The organism is Colwellia sp. 20A7, from assembly GCF_009832865.1.
Taxonomy (GTDB): Bacteria; Pseudomonadota; Gammaproteobacteria; order Enterobacterales; family Alteromonadaceae; genus Colwellia.
Genome location: NZ_CP047130.1, coordinates 2,859,519 through 2,876,755, shown reverse-complemented (window position 1 = coordinate 2,876,755; position 17,237 = coordinate 2,859,519). Strand labels below are relative to the sequence as shown.

The 17,237-nt window shown below is 36.8% G+C and carries 10 protein-coding genes; 6 read left to right on the top strand and 4 right to left on the bottom strand.

What is annotated here, in order from left to right:
• Nucleotide 1: 1 nt before the first annotated feature.
• The gene (locus GQS55_RS12435) at nucleotides 2-1,957 is read right to left on the bottom strand and encodes a BCCT family transporter (RefSeq protein ID WP_442872196.1); all 1,956 of its coding nucleotides are present in this window, start codon (nucleotides 1,955-1,957) and stop codon (nucleotides 2-4) included.
• Nucleotides 1,958-2,179: 222 nt separating this feature from the next.
• Here GQS55_RS12435 and GQS55_RS12430 point away from each other — a divergent pair, with 222 nt between their 5' ends.
• Nucleotides 2,180-4,831, top strand: a complete 2,652-nt coding sequence (locus GQS55_RS12430; RefSeq protein WP_159820821.1) for a TonB-dependent receptor — start codon at nucleotides 2,180-2,182, stop codon at nucleotides 4,829-4,831.
• A 165-nt stretch (nucleotides 4,832-4,996) separates the two neighbouring features.
• On the top strand, nucleotides 4,997-7,021 hold the full coding sequence (locus GQS55_RS12425; RefSeq protein ID WP_159820820.1) for a tetratricopeptide repeat-containing sulfotransferase family protein: 2,025 nt from the start codon (nucleotides 4,997-4,999) through the stop codon (nucleotides 7,019-7,021).
• On the opposite strand, the gene GQS55_RS12420 is transcribed toward GQS55_RS12425, so the two are convergent.
• Nucleotides 7,022-8,758, bottom strand: coding sequence for a thiamine pyrophosphate-binding protein (locus tag GQS55_RS12420; protein ID WP_159820819.1), 1,737 nt, complete (start codon nucleotides 8,756-8,758; stop codon nucleotides 7,022-7,024). It abuts the gene before it with no gap.
• Nucleotides 8,758-10,419 carry an FAD-dependent oxidoreductase gene (locus GQS55_RS12415; protein ID WP_236559632.1) on the bottom strand — a complete coding sequence of 554 codons (1,662 nt, stop codon included), beginning with the start codon at nucleotides 10,417-10,419 and terminating at the stop codon, nucleotides 8,758-8,760. The genes GQS55_RS12420 and GQS55_RS12415 overlap by 1 nt, the downstream gene beginning before the upstream one ends.
• 126 nt (nucleotides 10,420-10,545) lie before the next feature.
• Here GQS55_RS12415 and GQS55_RS12410 point away from each other — a divergent pair, with 126 nt between their 5' ends.
• The 4 genes from GQS55_RS12410 (at nucleotide 10,546) to GQS55_RS12395 (ending at nucleotide 15,080) form a co-directional block, all read left to right on the top strand.
• Nucleotides 10,546-11,541, top strand: coding sequence for a helix-turn-helix domain-containing protein (locus GQS55_RS12410; RefSeq protein WP_159820818.1), 996 nt, complete (start codon nucleotides 10,546-10,548; stop codon nucleotides 11,539-11,541).
• Between the two features lie 446 nt (nucleotides 11,542-11,987).
• On the top strand, nucleotides 11,988-12,635 hold the full coding sequence (locus GQS55_RS12405; protein ID WP_159820817.1) for a PEP-CTERM sorting domain-containing protein: 648 nt from the start codon (nucleotides 11,988-11,990) through the stop codon (nucleotides 12,633-12,635).
• Between the two features lie 100 nt (nucleotides 12,636-12,735).
• Nucleotides 12,736-13,356: a PEP-CTERM sorting domain-containing protein gene (locus GQS55_RS12400; RefSeq protein ID WP_159820816.1), complete on the top strand. Its 621-nt coding sequence runs from the start codon at nucleotides 12,736-12,738 to the stop codon at nucleotides 13,354-13,356.
• A 536-nt stretch (nucleotides 13,357-13,892) separates the two neighbouring features.
• Nucleotides 13,893-15,080 carry a YbfB/YjiJ family MFS transporter gene (locus GQS55_RS12395; protein WP_159820815.1) on the top strand — a complete coding sequence of 396 codons (1,188 nt, stop codon included), beginning with the start codon at nucleotides 13,893-13,895 and terminating at the stop codon, nucleotides 15,078-15,080.
• 20 nt (nucleotides 15,081-15,100) lie between these two features.
• Here GQS55_RS12395 and dinG read toward each other — a convergent pair whose 3' ends face one another.
• The gene (gene dinG, locus GQS55_RS12390) at nucleotides 15,101-17,230 is read right to left on the bottom strand and encodes an ATP-dependent DNA helicase DinG (RefSeq protein WP_159820814.1); all 2,130 of its coding nucleotides are present in this window, start codon (nucleotides 17,228-17,230) and stop codon (nucleotides 15,101-15,103) included.
• Nucleotides 17,231-17,237 lie beyond the last annotated feature (7 nt).

Sequence of the window (17,237 nt, the reverse complement as noted above, 5' to 3'; positions counted from 1 at the left end):
GCTAACGTAATAAATGTAGAAAGTGCAAATGTTTATGATATTGATCAATAATGTTATTAATCACTGAGGTTTTAGACCAACCCATAATATCATAATCTTGCCCACCTTCGCTTAAGTGAACTTCAGCACGATAATAGCTTTGTTCATCCTCATCAGCTTCATGGATAAAGTCAGGTTGTGCATACTTGCGAGCCAGCACTCGATAAATGAATTCTTGTTCTTCACCATGATTAACAATTAAGGTGAGTCCATCGTCGTTCGAAATCTCCACTTGTATTTGGTTTGTTTGTAACTCTTTAGCGACTAAATCAAATGCAGGCTTAACCGTTTGGCTAATAAACTTATTCACATTGGTTTTATTTGGAAAATCGACAATATTTTTTAAGCGTAATTGCCAACTATCGTTATTTTCATTATTTGCATGAGGGATAGCTGTAATTAGTTGACTGTCCTGTTTAAAGGCTTCAATTCTCAATGATTTGACGAAACCGAAAATGGCCAATAATAACACCACAGAGAAAGGTAATGCGCTAGCAATAGTCATTGTTTGTAGTGCATTGAGTCCACCAACAAGTAAAAGTATACTGGCAACTACACCAATACCCACAGCCCAATAAATACGTTGCCAAAGAGGTGTGTTGTTTTTGCCATGCGAACAAAGCATATCAACCACCATGGCGCCTGAATCGCATGAGGTAACAAAGAATATTACAATCATTAATACACTGAAAAAAGAAAGTATTTGGCTTAATGGGAAGTTTTCAAGGAACACAAACAATGCAACGGACGAATCTTTGCTTACCATCTCCCCTAAGGCAACAACCCCTTGATTATGAACCAAATCAATAGCGCTATTACCAAAAATCGTCATCCAAAATAAAGTAAATAGAGTTGGTATCAGCATTACGCCGATAATAAATTCTCTAATGGTACGTCCACGAGAAATTCGAGCAATAAATAAGCCAACAAATGGCGCCCAAGCAAGCCACCATCCCCAATAAAAAATAGTCCAACCGCCAATCCAGTTTGTCTTTTTATAAGCAAATAAATTAAAAGTGTTGTGTACTATATCTGCCAAATAATCGCCCATGTTTTGCAAATATGCCTGCAATAAAAACACGGTTGGGCCTAGAATAAAAACTAATAATAATAATATTACGGCCAGAATCATGTTGGTTTCGGATAGGATCTTTATACCTTTATCTAAACCCGTTGCTACAGATATAACAGCTAATGCAGTTATAGCGCACATAATAATTATTTGGTTTGTTGTCGATATATCAATATTAAATAAATAACTAAAACCAGAGTTAACTTGAGAAGCCCCTAAACCGAGCGAAGTAGCAACGCCGAACACGGTACCAACAACGGCAAAAATATCCACTAAATGCCCAGGCCATTGATAAATTCTATCGCCAATTAAGGGATATAAAGCAGAGCGTAATGTCAGCGGTAAATTATGACGGTAACTAAAGTAAGCTAATACTAACGCAACAACCGCATAAATTGCCCAAGCGTGAAGTCCCCAATGGAAGAATGTCATTTTCATTGCTTCACGAACGGCTTCAACTGAACCTGTTTCGGCTGTTGGCGGCGATAAATAATGCATTAATGGTTCAGCGACACCAAAAAACATTAAGCCAATGCCCATACCAGCAGCAAAAAGCATTGAAAGCCAGGTAGCTATAGAGTAATCAGGAGTAGCATGATCAGGCCCTAAACGAATATCTCCATAGCGAGAGAAACCTAAAAAAACAACAAAAAAGAAAATAAAGGCCACGGTAAGGACATAAAACCAACTGCCGTTATCGATAATGCTCGCCTGAATAAGTGTAAATAAGTCTTGTGCTTGTTTAGGGAGCAAGGCGGTATAGAGTAAAAGGGCAATGATAACTGACGAAGCACCAATAAATACTTTCTTATTTAAGTGACTCTGAACTGTAGTAGGCAATTTAATTCCTCGGATTTAATTTGTATTGATATTATTTTTATTTTGGTCACGCTGTAGATAATCATACATTATATATAACTTCCCCGTGCAGTTTAGCATTATATGCGTCTTTGAAAAAGATTGCTTATTTTGTTAAGATAGCCCTTATAAAAATTTAATTAGAACTCTAATAATATCAACTCGAAACATAATTGAAAAATAGAATCACTATAATAAAGGGATAATAATATGAAATTAACAAAACTGCATGCAGCAGTGTTAACAGCTATAGCCGCATCTGGCTCTCTCCATGCTGAAGAAGTAAAAACACCAGAAAAATCAAAAATTGAAATAATTGAAGTTACAGCAACAAAACGAGCAGAGTCTATTCAAGATGTTCCTGTTACCGTTACTGCTTTAACAGGTGATAGTTTAGAAAAACTCGGCGTTTCAAATTTTGATCAATATGTAGAATTTTTACCAAATGTTGTTTTCCAAGGCACAGGCCCTGGACAAAATGAAATATATATTCGTGGCGCGGCAACGACACAAACGAACATTTCAGTTTCATCAGTGCAAGCATTACAACCTTCAGTTGCCTTTTATTTAGATGAACAGCCTGTATCGATGCAAGGTCGTAATTTAGATGTTTACGCAAGTGATGTGGAACGTGTAGAAGTTTTACCGGGTCCTCAAGGAACGCTTTTTGGTGCTAGTTCTCAATCAGGCACAGTTCGTATAATCACTAACAAACCAAGCCATGATGGTTTTTCTGCTGGTTTTGATACGAGTACTGGCTCTACGTCAGGCGGTGATATGAGTAACTCTGTTGAAGCTTACATCAACATGTCGTTAACAGATTCATTAGCTATTCGTGTTGCTACCTATAATGATCATCAAGGTGGTTGGATAGACAATATACTCAATGTTCCTGGGGAAGGCGGTTATAGAGGGAGTGCTGAAGTTATTAGTCGCATTTCAGGTGGCGCATTAACTAATCCAGAAAGTGTTCCTATTATATCGCCGAAAAATGCCGCGTTAGTTGAAGACGATTTTAACACTGCAGATTATGCGGGCGCACGTTTTGGTTTATCTTACCTCATCAATGATGATTGGGAGCTTTTAGTTCAACATACGCAACAATCACTCGATACTGAAGGGGTGTTTGCTTATGATCCTAATTTGGAAGGCGAATCATCAACTAATCGCTTTATTCCAGAAAACAATAATGATGATTTTGGTCTAACAACGTGGACTCTAGAAGGTCGTCTTGAAAACCTTGATATTGTTTATACTGGTGGTTACTTAGATAGAGATATCAATTCAACCATTGATTACACTGGTTATACTAATGGTGGTTCATTCTCTGCTTATTATGTTTGTAATTATGCAGGTGTAGTTGAATCTGAACAAGAATGTCTTGATCCAACTAAATATTATAAAGAAGAAACTAGCACTTCACGAATTACGCATGAACTTAGATTTAGTACTACTGCTGAAAACCGCTGGCGTGTTACTGCCGGTGTTTTTTATGATTCTCAAGAATTATCAACCGTTGGTCAATTTAACATAGCGAGTACAGATAAATTCCCTAATATGGCAAAAATTCTTGCTGGCTCTGAAGGCACAAATAGTGATGGAGGTCCTTTTGCTTCTGAAGTAAGTTTTGTTAATGATGTTACCCATACTATTGACCAAATTGCTGTTTTTGGGCAGTTAGAATTTGATATAACTGATACTGTTACAGCAAGTTTTGGTGCCCGTTGGTATCAAATAGATGATATTTATAAAGGCGCGACTACCGGGGATGATGTTAGTGGTCGACTAAGAGCCTTTGGTGATGGTAGCGATGAAGCCTTAACTGAGTTTTTCGGTGCAGAAGAAGCTGCAGCTATACAAGCAGCCATTGCTAGCGGACAATTAGACACTAGTTTACTTGATGATGATGGTACGTTAACCGTAGATGACACCATTATTAAAGCCTCGATTGATTGGAAGGTATCAGATAAAGTGATGCTCTTTGCTTCTTATTCAGAAGGCTTTAGACCTCCAGTGACTAACCGAGTAGGTGGTGGGGCAGCGACAAGTCAAGAAGGTGCTTTTGACGGCTTCCGTATTCCAGTGTACTCAACTACTGATAGCTTAGATAATTTTGAAATTGGTTTTAAATCAACATTATTTGATCAATCACTACGCTTTAATGCCACAGCTTATTATTCAGAGATATCTGATTTGCAAACATCACGTTACGACCCTACAAATATTAGTTTCTTAGTATTTACTGATAATGTTGGTGAAGCAGAAATAAGAGGTATTGATGGTGACTTTACTTGGGCAGCCACAGATAACTTAATAATATCAGGTGCCTTTAGTTATATTGATACTGAGTTAACATCAGTCAATAGTCAGCTTGCCGGTATTGCTCCAGCCGTAGGTAGTCGATTACCTTATTCAGCTGAATTCTCAGGTAACTTACAAGCACAGTATTTTTATTCAATTGCTAACGATATGACCGGTTATATTAATGGCTCTATAAGTTACACTGGCGATAGACTTGCAGGGATGAGTATGGATGCTTATGTGGTAGAAGATGCCACTAATTTAATTTACGGTACTGGTTCAGGTTTAAGTATACAAAAAGAAGCTGATGTTTTCTCAGGTGTTAATTATCAAGACAGAAATGGTGAAACCTTTGCCGGTGGCCGTTACATACAAGACAGTTATGTTTTGGCTAATTTAAGCTTTGGTGTTACTAATGATGAATGGAAAGCGGAAATATTTATCGATAATGTAACGGATGAGAGTGCAATATTGTATATTGATACTCAGCAGTTTACGCCTAAAGTGGTTTCTAATAGACCTCGTACTATTGGCTTTAGATTTTCGTATGACTTCTATTAAATAACAAGATAAATAGAAAATAAAATTAAGTAAAAGTCATAAGACTGATACTTAATTAAGTGTACTAAAGCCGCTTGATATTTGTTTCAAGCGGCTTTTTATTGATAAAGTACAAAGTAATTAATTGAATTGCTATTAAACCTTATATTTCACGGAGCTAAGTCATTGGACACCACATCGCCTCAATCATTTGAAACACAATTAAAATCAATTCAACAATTGATCCAAACAGCAAAATTCAATGACGCTATTTTAGCAAGTAAAAAACTCCAGACAAACAACACAGAAAAAGCACAACAAGTTGAGCTATGGTATTTAATTTCTGTTGCACAGCGTTATGCAAAAAACTTCGCTCAAGCTTTAGTGAGCATTAGTGAACTACTTAAGCTTGATGAGCATCACAGTAGAGCTAATCAAGAAAAAGGATTTATCAATATCGCCTTAGGAGAGCCTAAAAGTGCGATGTTCTCATTTGAACATGCAGTGAAACTTAATCCTAGTTTAGTGGCAAGTTGGCAAGAATTGATTGAACTGTACCGAGATGCAGGTCAACAAGATAATGTTCAAAAAACGGCAAACCAATTAGAAAGATTAAAAAAGTTACCGCCAGCTTTACTTGCGGTAACTGAGTTAATGCATGAAGGGAAATTATTAAAAGCAGAGCAGATTTGCCGACATTTTCTACAGAACAATAAGCGTCATATTGATGGAATGTGTTTGTTGGCTGAAATAGGGATGGAACTTAAAGTCTATGATGATGCTGAGTTTCTTCTCGCTAGTGCGCTTGAGTTAGAGCCAACTCACCTTTATGCGCGTTCTCAGTACCTCAACTTACTTATTCGCTTAGGCAAATATAAAGCGGCTGAACAGCAAGTTGAGACATTACTTAATGCTCAACCCAATAATATTACCTTTACAGTTGCTAAAGCTAATGTGTTAACTGGGCTGGGTAAAATAGAAGAGGCTATTGTTCTTTTTGAGCAAGCTATTGCACAGTCTATTTCACAAGGAAACAACGTAGCAGGTTTTCATTTACAATTAGGCCACGCACTTAAAGCGAAAGGCGAGATAAAACAAGCTGTTTTAGCTTACCAAAAAGCCTATCAAATAAACCCAAGTTATGGTGATGCATTTTGGAGTTTAGCGAATACTAAAACCTATCGCTTTAGCGATGATGAAATCGCAGAGATGCAGGCACAACAAGGTAATAAAAACTTACCAATAGTAGATGAAATTCAACTGAGCTTTGCCACAGGTAAGGCTTTTGAAGATAGAGCTCAATACCAACAAGCCTTTCACTATTATCAACAAGGCAATAAACTTCAGCATGAAATAAATGGTTTCGATATCAGTAAAATAGAACAACAAGTCGAAGAGCAAATAAAATATTGCACCGCAGAATTATTTGAAAGCCGTGGTCACTTAGGTATAGATTCACCAGATCCTATTTTTATTGTTGGCTTGCCAAGGGCGGGATCTACTCTGCTTGAACAAATACTTGCTTCTCATAGCCAAGTAGATGGCACCATGGAACTGCATAATATCTTAGGTTTAGCTTCTCGGTTAAGAGGACGTAATTCAAACGTAGATACAAATAAAGAAAGTCAATATCCTAAAAATTTACATGAGATAAACCCAGATTACTTTAAACGTTTTGGGCAGCAATTTATTGATGAAACGCGTGTCTACCGCGAACAAGCGCCATTATTTATTGATAAAATGCCTAATAATTTTCTGCATATCGGCTTGATCAGATTAATACTGCCAAATGCGAAAATTATTGATGCTAGACGCTCGCCAATGGCTTGTTGTTTTAGCGGATTCAAACAATTATTCGCGGAAGGACAAGACTTTAGTTACAAGTTAGAAGATATTGGTCGTTACTATCAAGCTTATTTAAAGTTAATGAACCATTGGCATGAAGTATTACCTGATTTTGTTTTAACGGTTAACCATGAAGATGTTGTTGATGATTTAGATAAACAGGTGCACCGAATACTTGATTTTTGTGGTCTACCATTTGAACAGTCATGTATTGATTTTCATAAAACTAAACGTAATATTAAAACACCAAGTTCGGAACAAGTTCGACAGCCGATATATAAAAGCGCTACCGAACAATGGAAGCATTTTGAACAATATTTAGACCCTTTAAAAAAGGTGCTAAATATTGAACATAGCAAAGAGTAGCTATCCGGTTACTTTTCTAACCAAGGCGCGACCAACCATACGTACTTTGGTTGGCAGAGGCATACGTGTCAAGTTAGTTTTAACGGCGCCTTCGGTAAAAGCGGTTGCTTTAGAATAATCAATATTGATGTCTAGAATAACCGTTTTATTTTGTTGAGCTAAGCTTCTGGCTTTCGTTAACCCCGTTTTAATGTCACTGTTATTTTCAATGCGTACATATTCAGCACCCGTTGCCATCGCTAAACCTTTAAGTTTAGTTTGTGGTAATACTGTACATGTTTTTCGGTTGTAAGGAATTTGCTGTGCTTGTGCTATTTGAGATAGCTCCCCATCGTTAAATACACCAATAACAAGCCCTAAATTTTGGCTAACTGCAGTCGCTAATTCAGTTGCGGTCATCATAAACGCACCGTCGCCAACAATAGCGTGCACTTCTTGTTGTGGCTTAGCCATTTTCACCGCAATAGCTGCTGGCGTGGCATAACCCATACAGTTGAAATCTGTAGGTGAAATAAAACCATAGGCTTGGTGAATAGGCATCAGCTCAGCTGTTAAAAATGTATGATTGCCATCGTCTACCACAATATGAGCATCATCACTAAGTTGTGCCCTAAGTTCGTCAAAATATAGAGCTGGATTTACCTTATCTTTTGAGTCATGTAGATACCATGTTTCACGATAATATTTTTTATCCGCCGCAATTTTTTTAGCTGTCTCAGAAAAATCTGTAGTTACCCCTAAAGCTCTTAGCGTGCTAAGCAGTTGTTGACAAATTTGTTTAGCATCACCTTCAATAGCAATTGCACTTTTATAATTGGCATCGAAAACATCAGGGTTGATATCGATATGAATTAAATTTTGCGGTAATTGACCACCAAAGCTGCCGGTCGCTATTTCTCCAAAACGTGTACCAATAGCTAACACACAATCAGCATTATTAAATGCATTTTGAGCCGCAGGGACAGCAGCAGGGCCAAAACAAAACCCTGTATGTAACGGATGGTTTGCCGGAAATACACTAATTCCTTGCATAGTCGTCGCAACAGGGCTGCCAATCACTTCACTAATATCAATTAAGGTACTACTCGCATGAGCCGCGCCCCAGCCCGCAAAGATAGCAGGATTCTTCGCTTTCATTAGCATGTGAGCTGCATTTTCAATTTGCGTTAGCATGCTAGCTGATAAAGCTGCTTGTTCGGGCTTAACGTAAGTTGGTAGTGCATTAATTACGGCTTTATCAAGTTGTAAGTTTACAGGGATCTCAATAAATACCGGACCAGGCTCTCCTGAGGTCGCGATATCATAAGCTTTATAGATAGTGTCGATAACTTCATCATGATTGTTGATTTTAAACGCTGCTTTGGTAAATCCTGCAACAAGTTTAAGTTGGTCTAGTTCATGGAGTTGATAATCAAATTTGGAGTCGTTACGAATACCGCCAGTAATAACAAGCATAGGTATACCATCAAGGTAAGCTTCAGCAATTCCACTTGCTGCGTGGGTAACGCCGGCAGCTGGAACGATAACTAATGTGCCAATGGAATCAGTGACTCTACTAATCGCATCAGCCATAAAACCACCATGACCTTCGTGCATAACTAGGTTAGGTGTAATTAGATCAGAATTATTTAATTCATCGTAAAGTTCAGTATTGTGAACCCCAGGAATACCAAAAGTATATTTTACGCCAATTTGCTCTAACGCGTATTGTGTTAACCATGCAGCTGTTTTTTTCATTATTTGGTTCCCTGTGTGTTTATACTCGCTAAGTTATTGATATATTTTGCGGCTTGCTGAGCGGTTAGTAAGCAACCGGCTAAAAAAGTACCTTCTAAAGATTTTTCACCATTTGATCCACCACCCCCAAAACCAGATGCTTCGCCAATTGCATATAAGCCTGTTATTGGTTGGGCATGTTGGTTGACTACTTGAGAGTTCAGGTTTGTTTGAATACCCCCTAAACTTTTTCGGCTGATCAGTGCTACTTTAATTGCAATGAGAGGCCCGTGTTTTTCGTCTTGAATAGGGTGTGGTTTACATGTTCTTAATTTATCTGTTTTCCATTTTCTAGCATGTTCTATTCGTCTTATTTGATCATCATTCCATTGTGATGAAGGTCGAGATAAAATGGCATCATAATCGTCTAATGTTTGTTGTAAAACATCGTTATTAACACGTTTTTTTGGAGTTAATGCATTCATTTTATTAGTTAATTCACTAACAGTATTCGCAACGATAAAGTGGTCACACTCTTCTTGCATCTGTTTTACTAGTCGATGATTGCCTAATAAAGTTTCTTTTAGCATAGTAAATAATTTTTTATCACGGATCATTGGGTTATGCTCTGCACCTGAAACAGCAAACTCTTTACTGGCTATTTTCCAATTAAGTACTTGCCATGCATAGCCGTCTTTTTGTTCACTCATACGCCGACATAATTCATGGGTATCGAATCCAGTTACCATAGGGTCTGGACCAATTCGTGTTCCGTTGCTATCAAGCCAAAGAGCCGATTTACAAGGAATTAAACTTAAACCTTGTTGGTCAAATGTTGCTTTAGGGTGAGGGATGCCTGCAGCATAATTCCACATTTTATCTAAATGGGTAAGATTTCCGCCGATACTATTAACTTCGTCATGCATGGCGCCATCACAACTGGGGTGAGTACCGTTTAATAGGTTTTCAGGTGCTGGTGCAAAGTGTTTAGGCCAATGTTCTTTTACTTTTGCTAAATTACCGGTAAAACCACCGCTTGCTACGATAGTGTTATCAGCAAAGTACAGGTTACTGTTAGTGTCTTGGCAGCCAATAACCGCTTCATCAGACTTAATAAATTTGTTAACTTTGCAATTAAAATTAAAGTGAATTTTTTTATTTTTAAAGGGAGCAATCGCAAGCAGCATTTTATTAACAAGCTCTAGTGATGTTCCCCATATTACATGGTAACGAGGTACTGAATTACCACCTGAATACAAACCGCGTTCAACCCAGTTTACCGCCGGTAAAAACTTAACACCGAGATCTTTAACATAGTGGTAAATATCTTGATAACTGCTTTCCACATAAAGCTTCGCCCATTGTTTTGGGAAAATATCATCTTGGGAGAAATGAGCAAAATCATGCCAATCTTTTAATGCTATGGCTGGTGAGTCGATAATATTACTTCGTTTTTGTTCTGGCGTGCCTATCAATGCCATACCGCCAAATGCACTCCTGGCTAAGCCACCAACCTTTGTTTCATCTTGTGCATCAAGTATCAGTACTTGTTTATCGGCTTTTGCTAATTCGAGAGCTGCAGTTAAGCCAGCAATACCTGCGCCAATTATAATAGTGTCGTAAGTTGCTTTGCTGTTATTACTATTCATGCCATCTGTATTTTTGTTCTTGTCATTAGACATATGTCTTGCATCACTTTGGTTGCCATAGCATTATCATAGCTCGTCATTTTTTTAACGCTATAGTAAAAATTACCCAATGAATCGACTCGATAAAAAAATCGCTAACGTGTATCAGGCTCTTTACTTGTGACTGTTATTATTGAACAAGATAAATTGAACCGGTTTATTAGTGATCTTTATTTAGGCACCAGTAAAATTGATTTATCTGAATATCGTGATTGGGCATTATCAAAGCTACAACACTTAATTAGTTTTGACGGAGCTATTTGGAGTAACGGACATCAACAAACGGTTCGTTTTCATAATCATACCTTGATAAATGTACCTGAATCATTAGCGCAGTGTTTACTTGATAATTTGTCAATAAACCCTCTGGTAAATAGTCTGTTTGAGAATTTAGGCTCACCAATAGATATGCGTGATTTAATGGCTGATGAAGACTTTTATCGTTCTGAAATTTATCTAACTTGCTTCAAACCACACAATATAGAAAGAGTTTTATCATCAATTCACCTTGATGACCGAACAGGGTTATTTACGTTGTTAAGCTTATATCGATTTAAGCGTAACAAGCCTTTTTCTGATCAAGATAAACAAATACAAAAACAAGCGCTATATCATTTACTCACCGCAGCGAGACATGCACTTTTCTTACAACTTGCACGTACTGATGATAACCAAACGACAATAACTAACAGTAAATTACATTCTAATAGTCATAAAGCGATTTGTGATAAACAAGGTTACTTTCATCAAGTACAAAGTAGCTTTATTGATTTACTTGAAGAGAATTATGCTAACAAAACTGAATTGGAGAGCAGTTTACTGAAATTACCTTTTGCTTTAGATCTAGCTAGAAAAAGTTATGCGGTAGATGGACTGCAAGTTGAACTCCAACCCTTTAATGATTTAATCATTGTTGAAATTTGGCCACAAGGCCCTTTAGATAGTTTATCGATTAGGGAACATGAAGTTGTACAAATACTCGCGAAAGGATTAACGTTTAAAGAAGCAGCAAAAGAGTTAGGGCTTTCTCCATCAACGGTGTCAAACCACCTTTACCGCATTTATCAAAAACTGAATATTGGCAGTAAAAGTGAGTTATTTAAGTTGTTAACATAAATATAAAAGGGTGACTGTGTTGATATGAAATGCATCACAACATCGCTAAGTAGGAGGCCAAATTAACTATGCCACTTCATAGAGAACTTATCAAAAAAAGGATTTTGTTGATGACTACCACTAGAAAATAACACATTGGTTTACTTGATATCCCATATTAACTATGCCACTACAACCCAATGTGCTTGCCGAGCACTTCTTTGTGGTTGAGTTTTAGATTAATTACTCTCGTAAGTCCCTTCGTTTCAGAAGATTAAATAACGAAAAAATTTAAAAAACGCATTCAGAGCACGACAAACTTTTAATTTTTTTATTTAATATTAGTCTATATATCAAACGACTATATGATTTATTGATAATGGTAAGGAAAGCGTAAGGACTAAATAAAATATTTGAGGATAATGATTACAATTAAAAAATTAATTAATCATTAAAAGAGAGTTTCCATGAAAAATATTAAAAGTTATTTGAGTAAAATTTTTGCCGTAATCATACTCATGATTATTGTGCCATTTGCTAATGCCGGAATTATCACCTCATATTATTTCACTGGGCAATGCCAAGATTGCTATGCAAACGCTGATGGTTCATATGGAAGCGCTGAGGCGATATTAGAGTTAGTCGATTATACTTGGGGTGATACCATTTTACTCACTAATTTTGTTTCTTTCGAATACTTCGATACCGATTTATTTAGTGGGTTTTCAGTTACTGATATTAATAGTATTGATAGTCTTTCAGGTACGCTTGTCAACAATGATTTTGAAATTACAGCAGGGAAGTTTTTCTTTGAATCGCTCAGTTTTAGTGATCCGTTAGTAACCGCATGGGAAACAGGTTGTGTATTTGGTGCAATAACCGGCAGTATAAACTGCAGAGACACTGCAGCTGACACTGTTGGCGGTAGTGGCGGTGGCGGTAGTGGTGGCTTGGTACGTGGATCAAAAGATTTTGGTAGCTCTCCTAATTGGGTTGAGATTATTGATGATTCAATCTCTGATCCGATAATACACGAGGTACCTGAACCATCAACATTTGCCATTTTAGCATTCGGTATAATGTTATTGGTATCTCGTCAGAAAATAAGCATCTAAGCACTACCGTTAGTGCTAAATATAGTAATTACTTCATAAGTTTAGCCTAAGTTAAATTCATCCAAGTTAAATTGAGTTAAATTTATAAGGAAAAAATAAAATGAAAAAAGTATATTTTAAAGTAATGATATTATCTTTGCTGGTATCGGCCTGCAGTTTATTTAACTTGGCCAATGCGTCGCTCATGTTGAATATAGATCTGACCAGTGGCAAGCTATTAGGTGCCTCTAATATAAACATCAACGGTGAGCTTTATGATGTAAGCTTTGTTGATGGCACTTGTCCTGACTTGTTTAGCGGATGTGATGAACAGAGCGATTTTTTCTGGCAAACCGCAGAAGAAAGTAAAGTCGCATCATTGGCATTATTAAATGATGTCTTTGTAGATTCAGTTGATGGTTTATTTGATTCGTTACCTGATTTAACTTTTGGTTGCAGTAGTAACACCTACAATGATTGTTTTGTAATCACGCCATACAAAAGTAATACAACTAACACACTCTTTGGCGTAATGGCATTAAATAATAGCAATCCTAATTGGGATACAACGAGTCCTTTTACAGTGGGTGTAGGTTTAAATACCGGTAATTCTAATTCCTCAACTTACGCTGTATGGAGCAGTCCTAAGCCGTTACAAGCGGTAACAGAGCCAACAACACTGACTATTTTTGCATTAGGGTTAATAGGTTTGACATTGCGTCGTTGCAATAAAGAGTCTTAAACAAATATTGCTTGTTTAAAACCAATAACCAATAACCAGTGACGTTGATCGCGTAAGTAAGTTAGTATCATTGGCCTTCAAAACTAATATAGCCCGCTATGTTAGTTTTGAACTATTGGCCCACCCCTAGCGCTTTTTATCTTTCGCCTGCTTTAATTTTGTTTATAAATAAAGATGGGTGTCCACGTTAAATCACGTTAAATTTTCTTTCCACGTTAAATCACGTTAAATCACGTTAAATTTTAGGTGAATTTATAGTTGTTATCCTTCTTCGTAGAAAGTTAATTATCGAAGAATCGAGGAAAGTGTTGTCAATAATATTAATTTACTGCAACAATCTAAAAATAAACCAGAAAGATACAAATTCATCAGTGGAATACGTTAATTGAAATGTGTTAACTATTTTATCTCGCTTATCTAATTTATCGATTAAATCTGTATTTTATATACCGCTTATCATTCTTAGTGATTTCTTTATTTAACTCAATTGGTTATAGACTGCAATATACCGTAAATAAAACAATGTATGGGAAAGTATGCTTAAATTTAACCGAGAGAGTAACAGTGCTATTTTATTAGCAGGTATATTTGCGCTAATTGTAGGCGTTGGTGTGGCTCGTTTTGTGTTTACTTCGCTGTTACCTGCAATGTTAGAAGATAGTATTAGTATTGCCTATGCTGGCGTGCTGGCTTCCATCAACTATGTAGGCTATTTAACTGGCTCTATTTTCTCTGTTTTTATTAAAGATATTCATTCTAAAGTTAAATACTTCAGGTTTGGACTGTTTATTTGTGTCATATCCTCTTTTATTTTAGGCGTTACTGACAATAGTACAATATGGTTTATTGCAAGATTATTTGCTGGGTTTGGTGCAGCAATGGCCTTGGTAGTAGGATCGGCTGTTGTCATGTTAAAGCTAAAGTCGGTAAATAAAACCAAAGCGATGGGGATACACTTTAGTGGTTTAGGCTTTTCAATACTCATTACTGATCTTGTTATGAGGGGCGTGTTTTATGCTGGCGGAAATTGGAAAGATGCATGGATCATCTTAGCGATATTAGGAGCATTTTTATCGTGTTATTCAGCTTATGTTTTACGGTTTGATAAACAGCCTAACAATGAAGTGGTTAAGCATAAGTTTGATAAGTCGCTATTTTCTCCAATGGTGATCATTTTAATATTGGCTTATTTTACCGAAGGTATTGGTATGGTTGTACAAGCAACTTTTCTACCTGACATTGTTAACTCGTTAGAGGGTTTAGACGGTTATGGTGGTTATGTCTGGTTAGCGGTAGGTATTGCTGGTGTTCCATCATGCATTATATGGATGCGCTTAGCACATCGTTTTGGCAGTATTAATATTATGATTGTTGCTATGCTATTACAAATTGTCGGCATTATAATCCCAACCCTTTCTAGTAATATTGTAATGAATCTTATTAGCGGCTTACTTTTTGGTGCTACATTTATAGGATTAGTGTCTTTATTTATGAATTTTGGCGGTCAACTTTCTAAGAAAAATCCTGTGTTTATTATGGGAGCAATTACATCTGCTTATGGAATAGGGCAAATTTTAGGTCCATTATATTCAGTTGCATTAATAAAGCAGTTTGGTAATTATAATGATGCTTTATATTTAACTGCGGTAATTGTTACGGTTGGTATTTTATCATTAACTTATGCCAAAATTAATTATAAAGAAGCTAAAGATACTGCTCAATAGTATCTTTATTTTGGTGTTTTTTATTTTTCAATTACACGTTCAAATGGCGGTAAAGAGTCAAGTAACTGTTTTCCGTATCTTTTAGTTACTACCCGTTTATCCATTAAGGTGATTACGCCTTCGTCTTTTTCATTACGCAATAATCGCCCACAGGCTTGCACAAGTTTTTTAGACGTGTCAGGTACTGATAATGACATAAAAGGATTACCTCCTTTTGCCGTAATATATTCGGCTTGAGCTTGTTCAACCGGAGATGTTGGTACAGAAAAAGGCAGTTTAGTGATAATTAAATTGTTTAAGTAATTCCCCGGTAAATCTAAACCTTCAGAGAAGCTTTGTGTGCCAAAAATAATGCTAGTTTTATTGTTATCACAATTTTTTTTATGATTTTCAATAATATGTTGGCGAGAATGCTCTCCCTGTACAGCAATATCGAGTTTATTCTTTTCTCTTAGCGCTTGTGCGACTTTTTCCATTTGCCAATAGGAAGAAAATAGCACTAAGCTGGCACTACCTTGCTGTAAATATTTGGGCAGTTTCTCTATTAATTCGTCAGTGAATTGTATTGCACTTGGTTCGTTCGTCATTTTTGCAACAACAAGTTGAGCATTGTTTTGATAATCAAACGGTGACGTTACCTGTTGATACTGACTGCCATCATCGTTTCTTAAACCAGCTTGAAAACGAAAGTTATCAAAAGAATTTAAGGCAAGTAATGTCGCTGAGCATAATACAGCACCTTCACATTGACTCCATAGTTTATCTTCTAACGTGAATCCGACTTCTATTGGCGAAGCGCACAGTAAATAGTCTTGTCGGGCGCTAGCTTTAGCGGGGTCTTGAAGTTGAATCCACCTTGCCATTGGCGCAGCTTTATCACTGTCTGTTTTTGCATACATATACCAAAGCGATTGCAAGTTTTCTAACCGTTGCATCATAAAGCCAGCCTCACTTAAAACAGGCTCAGCAAGATACATTTGGCAATCACCATCTTTTACCGCTTCAATTAAGGCGTTATATAGTTTATTCAAATGGCTTAGAGATTTTTTACTCAGTTCATTACAGTCTTCTGCCCAATTTTTGAGAACTTGAGGGATAATACCGTTGTCGAAACGATACACTTTTTCATCATTGTTTTTGAAATTGTTGCTATTGTCAGTTGCACTATTATCAATAAAGTAAGTTTTAGCATTACTATCGACAAACGTGAGTACTTTTTGCATTTCAATCAATAAATCCTGGCAATCATCACTGAGTTTTAATGCCGGAGAAATAGCACGTTGAGATTTAATCAACTTTGCCATTTTATCACCCGTTTCTCTTAACTTAGTTAGCCAATCAATGGCGCCGCGTAAGGTAACACTTGCACTTGAATGGTCTCGGGTTACTTTAGGTAAATGGTGTGCTTCATCAATAATATAAAAGGTTTCATCGGGCGTTGATAATATTCTACCGCCACCTAATTCAAGATCTGCTAATAATAAACTATGATTGACGACTAGCACGTGTGCCTGTTCCATAGTTTCTCGAGCCTTATGAAATGGGCAGTGATGATGTTCTGATAACGTTTTTAAACAACTATGTTTATCACTTTGTACTTGAGACCAAATATGGTGCGGGATAGGGCTTTTCCATGAATCTATGTCACCGTGCCAAGAGCCGTCAGTTAATGCCTTATGCATAGCATTTAATGTACGAATATCGCTCGCTTGTGGTTTTTCAGCAAAAGTAAAACCTGCTTGTGGTGAATCAGTAGCGACAGCTTGTGTTAGCTTTTGTCTGCATACATAACGTTGTCGGCCTTTAACTAAGGCAAAATCAAATTTTAATCCGGCATATTTCTTTAAAAAAGGTAAATCTTTATCAACTAATTGCTCTTGTAATGCTACGGTTGCAGTAGAAATACAAACTTTTTTGTCGCTCGCTAAAGCAAGTGGAATTGCACCTAAACTATAGGCAAGAGATTTACCCGTGCCTGTGCCTGCCTCTATAGTGATAATTTTTCTATCTTTACTGTATTCACCGGCTAAGGTTTTTGCTATTTCAGCAATCAGAAAAGTTTGTTGTTTTCGAGGATTAAAGTTACTTAAATTCTCACCAATTGCTTTATATGATTGACGGATTAGAAGTTTTAACTTGTCAGTTAGCATTTAACGC

Bases quoted from the DNA above. Each gene is read 5' to 3' on its own strand.
- GQS55_RS12430 (WP_159820821.1), top strand. From the start codon at position 2,180: ATGAAATTAACAAAACTGCATGCAGCAGTGTTAACAGCTATAGCCGCA.
- GQS55_RS12420 (WP_159820819.1), bottom strand. From the start codon at position 8,758: ATGAAAAAAACAGCTGCATGGTTAACACAATACGCGTTAGAGCAAATT.
- GQS55_RS12415 (WP_236559632.1), bottom strand. From the start codon at position 10,419: ATGTCTAATGACAAGAACAAAAATACAGATGGCATGAATAGTAATAAC.
- GQS55_RS12405 (WP_159820817.1), top strand. From the start codon at position 11,988: ATGAAAAATATTAAAAGTTATTTGAGTAAAATTTTTGCCGTAATCATA.
- GQS55_RS12400 (WP_159820816.1), top strand. From the start codon at position 12,736: ATGAAAAAAGTATATTTTAAAGTAATGATATTATCTTTGCTGGTATCG.
- GQS55_RS12395 (WP_159820815.1), top strand. From the start codon at position 13,893: ATGCTTAAATTTAACCGAGAGAGTAACAGTGCTATTTTATTAGCAGGT.
- dinG (WP_159820814.1), bottom strand. From the start codon at position 17,230: ATGCTAACTGACAAGTTAAAACTTCTAATCCGTCAATCATATAAAGCA.